10 protein-coding genes are annotated in these 13,607 nt (G+C 73.0%); 3 read left to right on the top strand and 7 right to left on the bottom strand.

Features of this window, described 5'->3' with window-relative positions; translation table 11 throughout:
• Nucleotides 1-109: 109 nt before the first annotated feature.
• The 3 genes from AB0R04_RS01385 to AB0R04_RS01375 are packed head-to-tail and all read right to left on the bottom strand — an operon-like array spanning nucleotide 110 to nucleotide 3,569.
• Nucleotides 110-1,015, bottom strand: coding sequence for an SDR family oxidoreductase (locus tag AB0R04_RS01385; protein ID WP_363367053.1), 906 nt, complete (start codon nucleotides 1,013-1,015; stop codon nucleotides 110-112).
• On the bottom strand, nucleotides 1,012-2,010 hold the full coding sequence (locus AB0R04_RS01380) for an alpha/beta hydrolase (protein WP_363367052.1): 999 nt from the start codon (nucleotides 2,008-2,010) through the stop codon (nucleotides 1,012-1,014). Before AB0R04_RS01380 ends, AB0R04_RS01385 begins: the two co-directional genes overlap by 4 nt.
• Nucleotides 2,007-3,569 carry an NAD(P)/FAD-dependent oxidoreductase gene (locus tag AB0R04_RS01375; RefSeq protein WP_363367050.1) on the bottom strand — a complete coding sequence of 521 codons (1,563 nt, stop codon included), beginning with the start codon at nucleotides 3,567-3,569 and terminating at the stop codon, nucleotides 2,007-2,009. Before AB0R04_RS01375 ends, AB0R04_RS01380 begins: the two co-directional genes overlap by 4 nt.
• A 436-nt stretch (nucleotides 3,570-4,005) precedes the next feature.
• On the opposite strand from AB0R04_RS01375, the gene AB0R04_RS01370 reads away from it, so the two are divergent.
• The 3 genes from AB0R04_RS01370 (at nucleotide 4,006) to AB0R04_RS01360 (ending at nucleotide 7,469) form a co-directional block, all read left to right on the top strand.
• On the top strand, nucleotides 4,006-4,794 hold the full coding sequence (locus tag AB0R04_RS01370; RefSeq protein ID WP_363367048.1) for a MerR family transcriptional regulator: 789 nt from the start codon (nucleotides 4,006-4,008) through the stop codon (nucleotides 4,792-4,794).
• 59 nt (nucleotides 4,795-4,853) lie between these two features.
• Nucleotides 4,854-5,849 carry an iron-siderophore ABC transporter substrate-binding protein gene (locus AB0R04_RS01365; protein WP_363367046.1) on the top strand — a complete coding sequence of 332 codons (996 nt, stop codon included), beginning with the start codon at nucleotides 4,854-4,856 and terminating at the stop codon, nucleotides 5,847-5,849.
• A gap of 318 nt (nucleotides 5,850-6,167) precedes the next feature.
• Nucleotides 6,168-7,469, top strand: coding sequence for an MFS transporter (locus tag AB0R04_RS01360; protein ID WP_363367044.1), 1,302 nt, complete (start codon nucleotides 6,168-6,170; stop codon nucleotides 7,467-7,469).
• Nucleotides 7,470-7,563: 94 nt separating this feature from the next.
• On the opposite strand, the gene AB0R04_RS01355 is transcribed toward AB0R04_RS01360, so the two are convergent.
• The 4 genes from AB0R04_RS01355 to AB0R04_RS01340 all read right to left on the bottom strand — a co-directional run bounded on the left by AB0R04_RS01355 (nucleotide 7,564) and on the right by AB0R04_RS01340 (nucleotide 13,598).
• Entirely contained in the window at nucleotides 7,564-9,201 is a 1,638-nt protein-coding gene (locus tag AB0R04_RS01355) for a M4 family metallopeptidase (protein WP_363367042.1), read from the bottom strand.
• Nucleotides 9,202-10,028: 827 nt separating this feature from the next.
• A complete protein-coding gene (locus AB0R04_RS01350; protein WP_279634944.1) occupies nucleotides 10,029-10,331 on the bottom strand; it encodes a glutaredoxin domain-containing protein in 303 nt (100 codons plus the stop codon).
• Nucleotides 10,328-12,511: a serine/threonine-protein kinase gene (locus AB0R04_RS01345; RefSeq protein ID WP_363367040.1), complete on the bottom strand. Its 2,184-nt coding sequence runs from the start codon at nucleotides 12,509-12,511 to the stop codon at nucleotides 10,328-10,330. Before AB0R04_RS01345 ends, AB0R04_RS01350 begins: the two co-directional genes overlap by 4 nt.
• A gap of 118 nt (nucleotides 12,512-12,629) precedes the next feature.
• Entirely contained in the window at nucleotides 12,630-13,598 is a 969-nt protein-coding gene (locus tag AB0R04_RS01340; RefSeq protein WP_363367038.1) for an alpha/beta hydrolase, read from the bottom strand.
• Nucleotides 13,599-13,607 lie beyond the last annotated feature (9 nt).

The raw sequence follows: 13,607 nt of genomic DNA, 5'->3' as shown, positions 1-13,607 counted from the left end.
GGACGGACGGCCAGGCGGACGAACAACTGACAGATAACAGATAACAGCTGTTGAAATCTGTTATCTGTTATCTGTCAGTTGAAATCTGTCAGCTGTCAGCTGACGGCCGTCAGTCGCCGGCGCCGCTCCGGCCGCCTCGCACCGCCGTGTCCGCAGCTCCGCCGGCACCGACGGCGCGCAACCGGGAGGCGGCGGTGGCGGCGAGCTGGGGCGCGATCCGGGCGACGTCGCGGGAGCCGACCGCCGCGATCAGGCTCGGCAGCAGCCAGCGGACCGGCTGCATGCCGCGCAGCCAGGCCTGGGCGTAGACGTGGGCGGACCGCCGGGCAATGCCGGCGACGATCCGCTCCACCGCGGGCTCCAGCGGGTAGGTCTTGTTGGCCGGCCACGGCAGCCTGGTCCGCATCTGCTTGAGCACGGCGTCCTCGTCGGCGCCGCGCACCATGTCGGTGTCGGTCCAACTCAGGTATCCCACACCGACCTTGACCCCCTGGTAGGCGACCTCGGCGCGGAGCGAGTGGGCGAAGGCCTCCACCCCGGACTTGCTGGCGCAGTACGCGCTCATCAGCGGCGCGGGAGTGAGCGCGGCGAGCGAGGCGATCTGCAGCAGGTAGCCCCGGCTCTCGACGAGGGCGGGCAGGAAGGCCCTGGCCGTGGCGACGCTGCCGAGCAGGTTGACCTCGATCACCCGGCTGAACGCCCGGTGATCGCTGTCCGCCACCGGCCCGCCGATGGCGATGCCGGCATTGGCGGCCACGGTGTCGATCCGGCCGTAGTGCTCCTTGATCCGGCGGGCGGCGTCGCCGAGCGCGTCGAGGTCGGTGACGTCCACCTCCCAACTGGTCGCGGCCGCGCCGCACTGCGCCGCGACGGCCTTGAGCTCGTCCGGCTCCAGCCCCAGGAGGGCGACCTTGGCCCCGCGCCGGGCGAGCGTGCGAGCGAGCGAAGCCCCGACCCCGCGGGCGGCCCCGGTGACGACGACGACCTGTGCGGACAACGGCGGGATGGCGTTCATGCGGCGGCGGTCCTCTCGGAAACGGGCGCAGAGGCGGAGGAGGCAGAGGCGGAGGAGGCAGGAACGGAGACGGAAGCGGGCGCGGCGGACAGGTACGCGGCGGCCAAGCGGTGGATCTCGGCCGCGACCTCCACCGGCCGCTCCAGCGGCGCCATGTGCCCGACCCCAGGAAGCAGCAACAGCCCCTGCGGGTAGGAGAGTTCGGCAACGATCCGGTGTGCGTGCACCGGCGGGGTCAGCCGGTCCGCGGTGCCGACCACGACGGCGGTCGGTACGGCGAGCCGGGCGAGCCCGGCATGGACGTCCAGACGGTCGAGGACGCCCGCCCAGTTGGCGCGGACGGCGGTCGGGCAGGCGTGCACGATCCGGGCCGTCGCCTCCACCTGCCCGGCGGACGAACCCGGGCCCATGGTCGCGTACTTGAGCGCGACACGGCTGACCGGCGAGACCGGTCCGAGCGGCAGCCGGGAGCGCAGCAGCTGGCGGTTCAGGAAGCGGCGCAGCCCCGGGGAACGCACCGCCTCGGGCAGCACGGTGAGTTCGGCCACCAGCTCCCCCGGCCCGGTGGAGACCAGGACGGCGGCGGCGGTCCGGTCGGCGATCTCCGGGCGGCCGCCGGCGGCCATGATGGTCATCCCGCCCATGCTGTGCCCGGCGAGCACGGCCTTCTCCCCCGCCGGGACGGTCCGGGCGAGGACGGCGGAGAGGTCCTCGGCCAGCGCCCGGGTGGAGTAGCGGACCCGGCTCGGCGGGATCTCGCTGTGCCCGTGGCCGCGCTGGTCGTACGCCACCACTCGGTAACGGTCGGAGAGTTGGCGAATCACCGGAGCCCAGAAGGCGGTTGAGCAGGTCCAGCCGTGGGCGAGCACGACGGTCGGCGCCCCGGGCTGGCCGTGCACCTCGGCGTGCAGCCGGATCCCGTCCGCCGATCGGATGCTCAACTCCTCGACAGGCGTCGGCGGGACGTACTCGGCGAGCAGCTCGGCGGCGCTCATGCGGACACCTCCTGCACGGCAGGGGCGGCGTCCTGGCCGGCGCGCATGATCAGTTCGTACTCGCCGAGGTCGACCTTGCGGGTGGCGCGGCGGAACGCGGTGGTGGAGCCGGGCCAGAGCACGGTGTTCTTGCCGTTCGGATCCAGGTACCAGCTGCGGCAGCCGCCGGTGGTCCAGACGGTGCGGTCCATCCGGTGCTGGAGTTCGAGGTTCCACTGCCGCTGGGCCCGGGCGGTGGGCTGCATCGCGGTGGCACCGATCGACCCGAGTGTGGTCAACGCGTCGATCAGGTAGTTCAGTTGGGACTCGATCATCAGGATCATCGAGCTGTTGCCGAGGCCGGTGTTGGGGCCGATCACGAAGAACAGGTTCGGGAAGCCGTGCACGGCCGAGCCGCGCAGCGCCTCCATGCCGTCCTTCCACTCCTCCGCCAGGCTGGTGCCGTTGGCGCCGAACACCCGGGCTCCGATGGGCATGTCGGTGACGTGGAAGCCGGTGCCGAAGACGATGGCGTCGACCTCGTGCTCGCTGCCGTCGGCGGCGAGCAGGGTGGAGCCGCGCAGCTCGCGCAGGCCGGAGGCGACGACCTCGGTGTTGGCCGCGGCGAGCGCCGGGTAGTAGGTGTTGCTGAGCAGGATGCGCTTGCAGCCGATCCGGTAGTCCGGGGTGAGCTTGGCGCGCAGGGCCGGGTCGGGAACGCCCTGGACGAGGTGGCGTTCGGCGAGTTGCTGGACCACGCGCAGCATTCCCGGGCGGCGCACGAAGGCGTCCACCTGGAGCTCCCGGAGGGCGAACAGGGTACCGCGGCGGATCTTCCCGGTGACCGGTACGCGGTCGTGCAGCCACTTCTCCAGCTGACTGATCTCGCGGTCCCGGCGCGGCAGGACCCAGGCGGGCGTGCGCTGGAAGACCGTCAACTTGCCGACCTTCGGCTGGATCGACGGGATGATCTGGGCGGCGGAGGCCCCGGTACCGACGATCGCGACCCGCTTGCCGGTCAGGTCGTAGTCGTGGTCCCAGCGGGAGGAGTGGAACACCTTGCCGGGGAAGGCGTCGAGCCCCGGCAGGTCGGGGATCTGCGGGTCGGCCAGCGGTCCGGCGGCGGAGACCACGGCGTCCGCGGTCCACTGGCCGGCCGAGGTGGTGATCCGCCAGCGGACCTGCTCGACCTCCCAACGCGCCTCCAGAACTTCGGTGTTGAACCGAAGATGCGGACGGAGGCCGAAGACGGTGGCGACCTTCTCCAGGTAGGCGCGGATGTCCGGCTGGCCGGAGAAGCTGCGCGGCCACGCGGGGTTGGGCGCGAAGGAGAAGGAGTAGAGGTGCGAGGGCACGTCGCAGGCGCAGCCGGGGTAGCTGTTGTCGCGCCAGGTGCCGCCGACCGAGTCCGCGCGTTCCAGGACGACGAAGTCGGTGATCCCGGCGCGGCGCAGCCGGACCGCGGCGCCGAGACCGCCGAAGCCGGAACCGATCACCGCCACCCGCACGTGCGGGACGGCCTCGTCCGCCGCGGGGGCACCGGACGTGCCGGAGCGGGGGCGCTTGCTGCTGGATGCCATGCGGCCTCCTCCTGAGGGTGGGGCGATGATCTTCGCGCTGCCGTACCGTGGCGCCCGCTCGTGCCGCGCCTCCTGGCGCGGACCCTGGCGCGCCGACGGCGCCGTGCTCGCACTGTGCTCGACTGCTCTCGTACCGCCCTGGCGCTGCCCTGATGTTGCCCTGACGCGCCCGGGTGACGCCGCGGTATCGCTCTGGTGCTGCTCTGCATGATGCTCTGCGCACTGCCCTGCGCGCCGCCTTGCCGCACTGCCTTGCGCACTTGCCCTGCCGTACTGCCTTGCCGTACTGCCGAGAGGGCTCCCCCGACGACTGGCATCGGAGCCTCGCCAATCGCGCCAGTAATCACTGGCATGATTGGCAGGGTAGCCCTTGCTGACACCGGATGGAAGAAGCGCGGCCACCCGGATTCCGGGAGCCTTCGGAGGTGACGGACCTATGCTGATCGCCGTGGACAAGGTCAGAGCTGCTGCGGGTGACGGAAAACGCGAGTACCGGGTGGAGGAACTGGCCGAGGCGGCCGGCATCACCAGCCGGACGCTGCGCTTCTACCGCGAGCGCAAACTGCTCCAGCCGCCGCGCAAGGAGGGCCGGATCGCCTGGTACGGCGAGGAGCACCTGGCCCGACTGCGGATGATCGGCGAACTGCTGGACCGCGGCCACACCCTGGGCGGCATCGCCGAACTGATCGGCGCCGGCGAGAGCGGGCGGGACGTCGCCGAGCTGATCGGGCTGGAGGCCGCGATCGTCGCCCCCTGGTCGGACGAGACCCCGGTGCGCCTGGACTGGGACGAACTCAAGACCGTCTTCAACGACCAGCTCACCGAGGAGAACACCGCCGAGTCGATCGCCCAGGGCTACATCACGATCGACGACGACGGGATCACCCACATCAGCCGCCGCCTGATGGACGCCACCACCGCACTCGTCGCCGAGGGCGTACCGCTCTCCGTGGTGCTGGACGCCAGCCGACGCACCCAGGAGCACGTGGAAGCCATCGCCGAGATCTTCATCGACGTGGTCGGCGAGCACCTGCTCGGCGCCCTCGCCGCCGACGCCCCGCTACCGCCCGGCGAGGCGGCCCGGCTCACCGAACGCATCCTGCGGGTGCGGCCGCTGGCCCGTACGGTCGTCGACGCTCAGTTCGCCCTCGCGATGGACCGGCGGGTGCCCGCCGAGTACGACGAACTGCTGCGCCAGCGACGGGAGAACGACACCGAGGCGTAACCCCTCCAACGAGAGGGCAGGGATTCCCGCGCCCTGCCCGCCCGTTGGAGGAACCGCCGATGCCCAGACCCCTCAGTCGCCGCGCCGCGCTCGGCCTCGCCGCCGGGCTCGCCCCGGGCCTCGCACTCGCCGCCTGCGGCCCGAACTCCCCAGCGCCGTCCGCCGGTTCGACCGGCGCGCCAGGCAGTTCCGGCGGATCCAGCGGGGCTGGCCCACGGACCGTCCGGCACGCTCGCGGCGAGAGCACCGTACCGGCCCGGGCCACCCGGGTGGTGGCGCTGGACACCGACGCGTTGGACTCGGTGGTCACCCTCGGACTCACGCCGGTCGGCGCGACCACCGTCACCGAGGGTGCGCCCTTCCCCGCCTACCTGCCCGCCGAACGGCTGGCCGCGACGAAGGCCGTCGGCGCCATCGGGCAGCCCAACCTGGAGGCGATCGCGGCGCTGCGGCCGGACCTCATCCTGAGCAACCAGGTGCGCGACGACAAGCGGTACGACGAACTGGCGAAGATCGCGCCGACCGTACTGTCCAAGACCACCGGGCCCACCTGGAAGGAGAACGTCCGGCTGCACGCCGAGGCGATGGGCCGGCAGGCCGAAGCCGAAGCGGCCGACGCGGCGTACCGGACGAAGGCGCGGGACCTCGTCACCGCACTCGGCGGCCCGGCCAAGGCCGCCGCCACCCGGGTCGAGATGGCTCGTTTCCTCGCGGGCGCGCCGACCAGGCTGTACCTCAACGACACCTTCGTCGGCTCACTGTTCAAGGACCTCGGGCTCGGCCGGCCCGCCAACCAGGACAAGCCCGGGTTCTCGGTCGAGATCAGCCCCGAGCAGGTGGACCAGGCGGCGGCCGATGTCATCTTCTACTCGGTCTACGGGGACGCGGCCAAGTCCGACCAGGGCAGGATCACCGATGGCGCACTGTGGAAGAACCTGGACGCCGTCCGCACCGGCCAGGTGTTCCGGGTCGACGACAACCTGTGGATGCTCGGGATCGGCTACACCGGGGCCGGCTTGATCCTGGACCAGATCCGGAAGGACCTCGCGCCCTGAGCGCGCTCGGCAGCGCACGGACCGATGGCGGCGGACACCCGACAGACGACGGCGGGCAGATGACGGCCGACAGATAACAGATGACAGATGTTGAAATCTGTTATCTGTTATCTGTTCGCCGTGGCCTCTCGCGCCTCGCCCGTTGTCCACTCCTCCAACCCCGCCCCGCCCCCGCCCCCGACGCCACTGGTCGATCGACCGATTACCCACCCCCCGGGCGCACCCCTACCGTCGAGACTCACCCGCAGGTCGCTGTCGCCTGGTCGGGCCGGTGACGGGAGGCGGGCGCCCGCACCGGCTCCGTGTGGGGGCCTACCGATGTCCGTGGTCGTGAAGTTCCGTACAGCAGCGCAACTGACCGGCGGCCGGGTGCTGCTGTGGTCGCTGCCCGGTCGGCTGCCGAACGCGATGAGCCCGATCGGCACCCTGCTGCTGGTGAGCCGGAACACCGACAGCGTGTGGCGCGGCTCCCTGGTCGCCGGTGCGCTGGCGGTCGGCCAAGCGGTCGGCGGTCCGCTGGTGGGTCGGCTGGCGGACCGCCGCGGGCAGCGGACGGTCGGGCTGGTCGCCGCGCTGGTCAACGCGACGGCACTGGTGGCGCTGGTGGCCGCCTCGCAACGCGGGTCGGCCCTCGGCTGGCAGCTCGCGCCTGCCGCCGTGGTCGGCCTCTCCGTCCCGCTGGTCGGCCCGCTGTCGCGCAGCCGGTGGGTCCGATTGGCCGCTGGTGAAACAGAGTTGACCTCCGTCATGCTGTCGCTGGACGGGATCGTCGACGAGGTCGGTTTCACCGCCGGGCCCGCACTGGTCGGGGTCCTCGCCACCGTCTCCTCCCCCGCCGTCGGCCTGCTCGTGGCGGCCGTGCTGTCCGGCGTCTGCGCGACCCTGTTCGCGCTGCACCCGACGGCCTCCCCCGGCATCCCGAAGTCCCCGGCCCGCTCCGCCGAGCGGCTGCTCACCGTGCCCTACGTCCTACTGCTGGCCGGGATGGCGCTGCTGGGCGCGTGTTTCGGCTCGGTGCAGGTCGGGGTGACCGCCACCACGGAGGCCCTGGGCCGGCCGGGCGCCGCCGGACTGCTGTACGGCTTCATCGGGTTCACCAGTTCCCTGGCCGGGATCGCCGCCGCGGGCCTGCCCGCCCGGTGGGAGTTGGCGTCCCGGCTGCGGGCGGGCACGGTGCTGCTGTTCGCCGCCGCCTGCGTCCTGCTCGTCTCCGCCGGGAGCCTGTGGAGCCTGACCGCCGCCGTGGGCCTCCTCGGGGTGGCGGTCGCACCGCAGATGATCACGATGTTCGGCCTGGTCGAGCGGACGGTGTCGGCCGTCCGGCTGGGCGAGGCGATGGCGGCGCTGGTCAGCGCGCTGATCCTGGCTCAGTCGGCTGGCACCTTCCTGGGCGGCTGGGCGACCACGCACTTCGCGGCCGCCGCGCCGTTCGCGATCACCGCGGCCGCGGCGGCGGCCGCCCTGCTGCTCGCCGCGTGCACCGCGACCGAACAGCGCTACCGCCGCCGTATTCCGACCGCTCCGACCGCTCCGACCGAAGGTCGGACTGACGGTCGGCCTGGCGGTTCCGGCGCCCAACCTCGCATCACCGCGCCGGTGCGCCGCGCCCCGCGCACATGACGGCGGGGGCGACGGTGGTCCGCACACCGTCGCCCCCGCCGTGCGGCCCTGCCGGCCGGCACCCACGATTCGGCAGGGCCCACTCAGGCGGTTGTCAGTTGACGTTGACCGCCGTCCAGGTGGCCGCGACCGCGTTGTACTCGGCGCTGCCGTTGCCGTACAGGTCCGCCGCCGCGCTGAGGGTGCCCGCCCGGGCGCCCGCGTAGTCGGTGGTGGAGGTGAAGTAGACGGTCAGCGCGCGGTACCAGATCTGCGCGGCCTTGTCCCGGCCGATGCCCGCGAGCGAGGAGCCGTCGGCCGTCGGGCTGTTGTAGTCGAACCCGTTGATGCTCTTCGCGCCGCTGCCCTCCGACAGCAGGTAGAAGAAGTGGTTCGCCACGCCCGACGAGTAGTGCACGTCGAGGTTGCCCACGTCGGCGGACCAGGAGTCGGCGGACTGGCCGTCCTTGCTGGGCTGGTCCATGTAGCGCAGCGGGGTGCCGTTGCCGTTCAGGTTGATCAGCTCGCCGATCCAGTAGTTCGGCGGGTTGGAGGGCAGGTTGGCGTACCACTCGACCATCGTGCCCATGATGTCGGAGGTGGCCTCGTTGAGGCCGCCGGACTCACCCGCGTAGTTGAGGTTCGCCGTGGCGGCGGTGACACCGTGGCTCATCTCGTGGCCGGCCACGTCGATCTCGGTGAGCGGGGCGGCGTCGCCGTTGCCGTCGCCGTAGGACATGCAGAAGCAGCTGTCGTCCCAGAAGGCGTTGACGTAGTTGGAGCCGTAGTGGACGCGGCTCGCAGCGCCGACACCGTCGTTGCGGATGCCGTTGCGGCCGAAGGTGTTCTTGTAGAAGTCCCACGTGGTGGCCGCGCCGAACTGGGCGTCCACGGCGGCGGATTCGCGGTTACTGGCAGTGCCGTCGCCGAAGTTGTTGGAGGTGTTGGCGAACAGCGAGCCGTTGCCGGCGGTTCCGTTGCTCATGTCGGTGGTGGACTGGCCGCCGCGGCTGTCGTCCTTCAGCGAGTAGCTGGAGCCGCTCTGCGCGGTGGTGAGCGGCACCTGGCCGACGAAGACGCCCTTGCCGGTGCCGGCGGCGGTCTGGATCTTCTCGTGGGTGGACAGCACCTTGCCGGTGGCGGCGTCGGTGACGAGCACCTGGTTGCTCGGGGTGCCGTCGGCGCGCACGCCCTCGACGGTGGTCCGGTAGGCCAGGCGCGGGTTGCCGTCGGTCGCCCAGACGATCAGTTCGGCCTTGCCGGTCTGGTGCACGTCGGCCAGCGGGGACTCGTCGGCGTCGAGGGTGACCCCGACGGTGGCCTTGACCGCGCCGGTGGCCTGCGTGGCGGCCTGGTCGGCCGGGATCTGCGGGGTCAGGCTCGGCAGCGCGAGCTTGGCGGAGACCGCCTTGTCGACCGACTTGACCGAGCCGTTGGCCTTCTGGTGGACGACCAGGTCGCCGCCGAGCACCGGCAGGCCGGCGTAGGTGCGCTCGAAGCGCAGGTGCCGGGTGCCGTCCTTGTCGACCACGGCGTCCTTGGCGACGAGCCGCTCCTTCTCGCCGAGGGCGAGGGCCTTGGCGAGCGGGCCGGACTGGCCGCCGGCCAGCGCGAGCACGGCCGCGTGCTGGTGGTCGGCCTGGGTCTGGAGGCCGGCGACGGGGCTGGCCTGGGCGGCGGTGCTCACCTGGATCACACCGGTCAGCAGGGCGGTGGCCGACAGTACGGCGACAGCTGCGAGCTTTCGCTTCACGTGCGAGTCCTTCCGGGAAACCGCGTGTGGACGCGGTCGCGCCGCGTTCCGGGGGCCGGGGTCGGCACCTGTGGGGCGGAATGGGCGCTGACGTGCTGAAACCCCGGGCGGTCGAGCGGCGAGCCACCAAGGGGTGGGGGTGGGGGCTACCGCCGGGGCTGTCCAAAAGCATGACAATCCAGCAGGTGAATTGACAGGTCTACTTCAGCGATTGGCCAGGTCCCGCCAGCTCGCCGGGGCTCTCAAGTGGTGGGCAAAACGGGGCAATTCACCGCGCCTTGCAGTGGGTTCCCACCCGAACCACGGCCGACCGCCTGCACCGATGTCCGATCGACCGTCGAACGTTGATTCGGCGCGCGGAGCCGAGCGGGCCGGAATCGACTTTTACATCCCTGTAGAACTTCCCATACGGAATCTTGACATCCGCTTGGCGAGGTCCCGCCACCTGCCACCCTTGCCCGCCGCCGGGCCATCTGCTAGTGCCGCCGAACCTCGTGTTCGCCCGACTCCTCAGCGCAGTCGGTGAGTTGAGCGCGACACCCTGGGGCGCACCGGAGCCGACAAGGCCCCGTGTCCCACAACTGCCCCTCCTCCACCGGCAGCTGCGATGGCGCCCGGCTCCCGCGGCGCCCCGCTCGCCCGCCCCGGCTCCCGGGCGGCCTGCCCGTACGGACACCCGGGCCGGGTCGGCACACGCGCTCAACCGCCGCCGGCGCCGGGCCCGTCCGGTCGCAGAAGCGGCAGCGGCAGCGGCAGCGTCGGGGTCGGGTTCGGGTTCGGGGTCGGGGTCGGGAGGGCGCAGGGGTGCCACTCCTCGCCCGGACCGGTCAGCGAGGCCTCCCCGGGAGCACGTCCGGCGCGTACTCCCGGACCGCCGCGAGCAGTTGGCGGATCGACGGGTTCACCATCGGTCGCCCGGCCACGGTGACGGTCGGCACGGTCTCGTTGCCGTCCGCGACCGAGCGGACGAAGGCGGCGGCGTCCGGGTCCTTCCAGATGTTCACCATGGTGAACCGCCGGCTGTAGCGCAGGCGGGTGAAGAGCAGCGCCAGGCGCAGGTTCATGCAGAACGTGCACAGCGGACGCCAGTAGAGGACCACGCCGTCGTCGGCTCCGTCGGTCGCTGTCACTGGAACCGCCATTCCTGGGCCGTGTTGCCGGGGGTGCAGGTCACCATGGTGACCGCGTTTCCCGGGCCGTTGTCGGTCATGCAGCTGTGGTTCTGGTAGTCGGCCAGCGTGTAGGAGCCCTGGGCGGACCCGCTGCGCACCGTCCAGTTGGTCAGGAAGCTGAAGCCTCCGCTCAGGGTGACCTTGCCGTCCATGGTCTGGACGAGCAGCGGCCCACCGCTGTTGCAGGCGTTGAAACTGATCCAGGAGCCGGGGTTGGTCGCCCGCACCCAGCCGTACTGGGACGCGCCGCCGACCACGATCGGGTTGTCGCCGCTCAGTTCGTCGCGGGCCATCCCGATCGGGCGGCCGTCCTTCACGTTGACGATGGTGGTCCAGGAGGTGCCGCCGCACGACGGCGGCCGGGTGGGGGTCTGCGGGGCCGGCGGGTTGCCGCCGCCCGAGGGAGAACCGCCGCCGGACGGGGAGCCGCCCCCGGCGGGGGAGCCACCGGCCGCGTTCTGGGCCGGGGGCTGCGGGTTGGGATTGGGGTTGGCGGGCTGGTTTGCTGCGCCGCCCCCGCCCCCGCCCCCGCCCCCGCCGGACTGGTTGGACTGGCCTCCCGAAGCCCCGCCGGCGGACCCGCCCGAGGCACCGCCCGCAGAACCGCTGGCGGAACCGCCCGAGGCACCGCCGCCACCAGCCGCGTTGCCGCCGCCTGCCGCGCCCGCGCCGGTGCCCCGGCCCGCCGCGCCTCCGTTGCCGCCCGGCGCGGGGGCCGGGACGGGTGCGCCCGGCTGGTTCTGGGTGCTCGGCTGCTGGTCGGCGGCCGGGGCCGCGACCGGGGTGTCGGAAGGTGTCGGTGTGGCGGGCGGCGTCGTGGCCGGGGCCGCCGGGGTGCCCGTGCCCGGCGTCACCGGGGCCGTCACGACGACGGTCGGCTGGGCGGCGGGCGGCTCGGCCGCGTCCGACCGGCCGGGGCCGCGGTCCACCAGCAGAACGGTCGCCGTGCCCATCGAGATGACCACGGGGACGATCACCGGCACCAGCAGTGCGCGCCGTGACCGGCGCTTGCCCGGCTCGGTCACCGGCTGCGGCCCCACCTTCGCGACCTCGTCCGGCACGGGGCCGTCGCCCGACGCCGGGCGCTCGCCCGACGCGGGCTGGTCGGCGCCGTCCGCGACCGGCACCACGGCACCGGCCTTCGCCCCGCCGGCACCCCCGGGCGCTCCGCCCCCGGCCTCTTCACCCGCGGCCGCTCCCCCGGCCGCCGCAGCTCTGAGGTCGACCGTCCCGGTGTCGGCCGGGGCGCCGGCCGCGCCCGCCGCAGCGCCCGCGTCCTTCGCGCCGATCGCCGCCCGGGCCGCGGCCGCCATCTCGGCGGCGTCGGCGAACCGGTCCTCCGGCTTCTTCTCCAGTGCCTTCGCGACCAGCTCTCGAACCGCCGCCGGGAAGGCCCCCGGCAGCTCCGGCGCCGGCTGGCGGACGTGCTTGAGCGCGACCTCCAACACGCTCTCGCCGACGAACGGCGGCTTCCCGGTGAGAAGTTCGAAGCAGACCACGCCGATCGAGTAGAGGTCGGAGGCCGGCCCGGTGCCCGTCCCCTCGGCCTGCTCGGGGGCCATGTAGAGGGCGGTGCCGACGATCGCGTGCGAGGCGGTGATCTTGGTGCTGGCGATCGCCCGGGCGATGCCGAAGTCGGTGATGGTCACCCGGCCGTCCGTACGCACCATCAGGTTGGACGGCTTGAGGTCCCGGTGCACGATCTCCCGGCGGTGGGCGGCGTGCAGGCCGTCCAGCGCGGCGGCGACCAGACCGAGGGCGCGCTCGGGAGGCATCGGGCCCTCCTCGGCGAGCACCCGGTCCAACGGCCGGCCGTCGACCAGTTCCATGACGATGTAGGCGCAGCGGTCCCCGGCGTCACCGCCCTCACCGCCCTCCCGGCCCTCGCCGCCGCCGCTCTCACCGTAGTCGTGGACGTCCACGACGGCCGGGTGGTCGATCGCGGCGACCAGTTGGGCCTCCCGGCGGAAGCGCTGGATGAAGGTGTCGTCCTCGAACAGCGCCGAGTGCAGGATCTTGACGGCCACCGGCCGCGCCAGCACCGTGTCGTCGGCCCACCAGACCGTACCCATCCCCCCGCCGCCGATCCGCTCGACCAGCGTGTACCGCCCGCCGAGCACGGCGCCCGGACCCCTCATACTCCCGCCCCCATGTGTGTCATGACCCTCCCCAGCGGGCCGTTCGGCCCCCCAGTGTGCCAGAGGGGGTCGAACAGTCAGCAGGCACTGTCCGGCCAGGGGTTGAGGGCCCCCGCCGTCAGCTGTCCCGGCCCTGCCGGGCGTGCTCGACCACCTCCAGGACGGCGGCGGCGACGGCCTGCGGGTGGTCGGCGTGGACGTGGTGGCCGGCGCCGCGCACGACGATGTGCGACCCCTTGGCGGCGCCGGCGACGACGTGTGACTGGAGGACGGTCCAGCGGGCGCGCATCGCCCCCGGCAGGCCGTCGGTCGCGCTCAGCACGGTCACCGGCACGTCGGGCAGCCGCGCGGCCGCGCGCCGCCGCCGAAGCTCGGAGACCGCGAGGGCCGTCAGCCGGTTCTCGTCGAGGACGGTCAGCCGCTGGTGGCGGTGCGCCTCGACGGCCGCCTCGGCCCTCGCGACAGTTCCCCCGGCACGGCGTGCGGCGGGCGTCAAGGCCGCCCGGAGTAGCCCCACCCGCAACAGGACGGCCTCGGCGGCGCGGATGGCCGGTGGCTGGAACTCCTCGTGCGCCGGGTCCACCAGGACCAGGCCTGCCACCAGTTCCGGGTGCCGCCAGGCGAGGAGTTGGGCCAGCTGGCCGCCCCAGCTGTGCCCGACCAGGACGGCCGGGCCGGCGCCGAGGTGCTCCACCAGGGCCGCCAGGTCCCCGGTCGGGGACTCCAGCGACGGGCCGGAGACGCGATCGGGGTCACTGGCACCGAGCCCGGCCCGGTCGTACGCCACGACCCGGCTGTGCGCGGCCAGTTCGGGCAGCACCGGCGCCCAGGTCAGCGACGAGGTGCCGCAGCCCGCGAGCAGGACCACCGGCGGACCGCCGCGCCCCGCCTCCACCCAGCGCAATGCCCGCCCGCCACGGTCGAGTTCGCCCTGCCGCACCCCGCCGGGGACGCGCTCGGCCAGCGCCTGCCCGATGGCGTCCTGCACGTCCCGCATGGCCCGCGTGTCCTGCGTGCCCTGCGTGCCCTGCGTGCCCTGCGTGCCCCACGGTTCCTGCGCGTTCTGCCTGTTCTCTGTCTTCTGCACGTTCGGCTC

The organism is Kitasatospora sp. NPDC056731, assembly GCF_040687675.1.
GTDB lineage: Bacteria > Actinomycetota > Actinomycetes > Streptomycetales > Streptomycetaceae > Kitasatospora.
The sequence above is the reverse complement of the archived record's forward strand: the minus strand, read 5'-3'. Positions and strand labels throughout refer to the sequence as shown.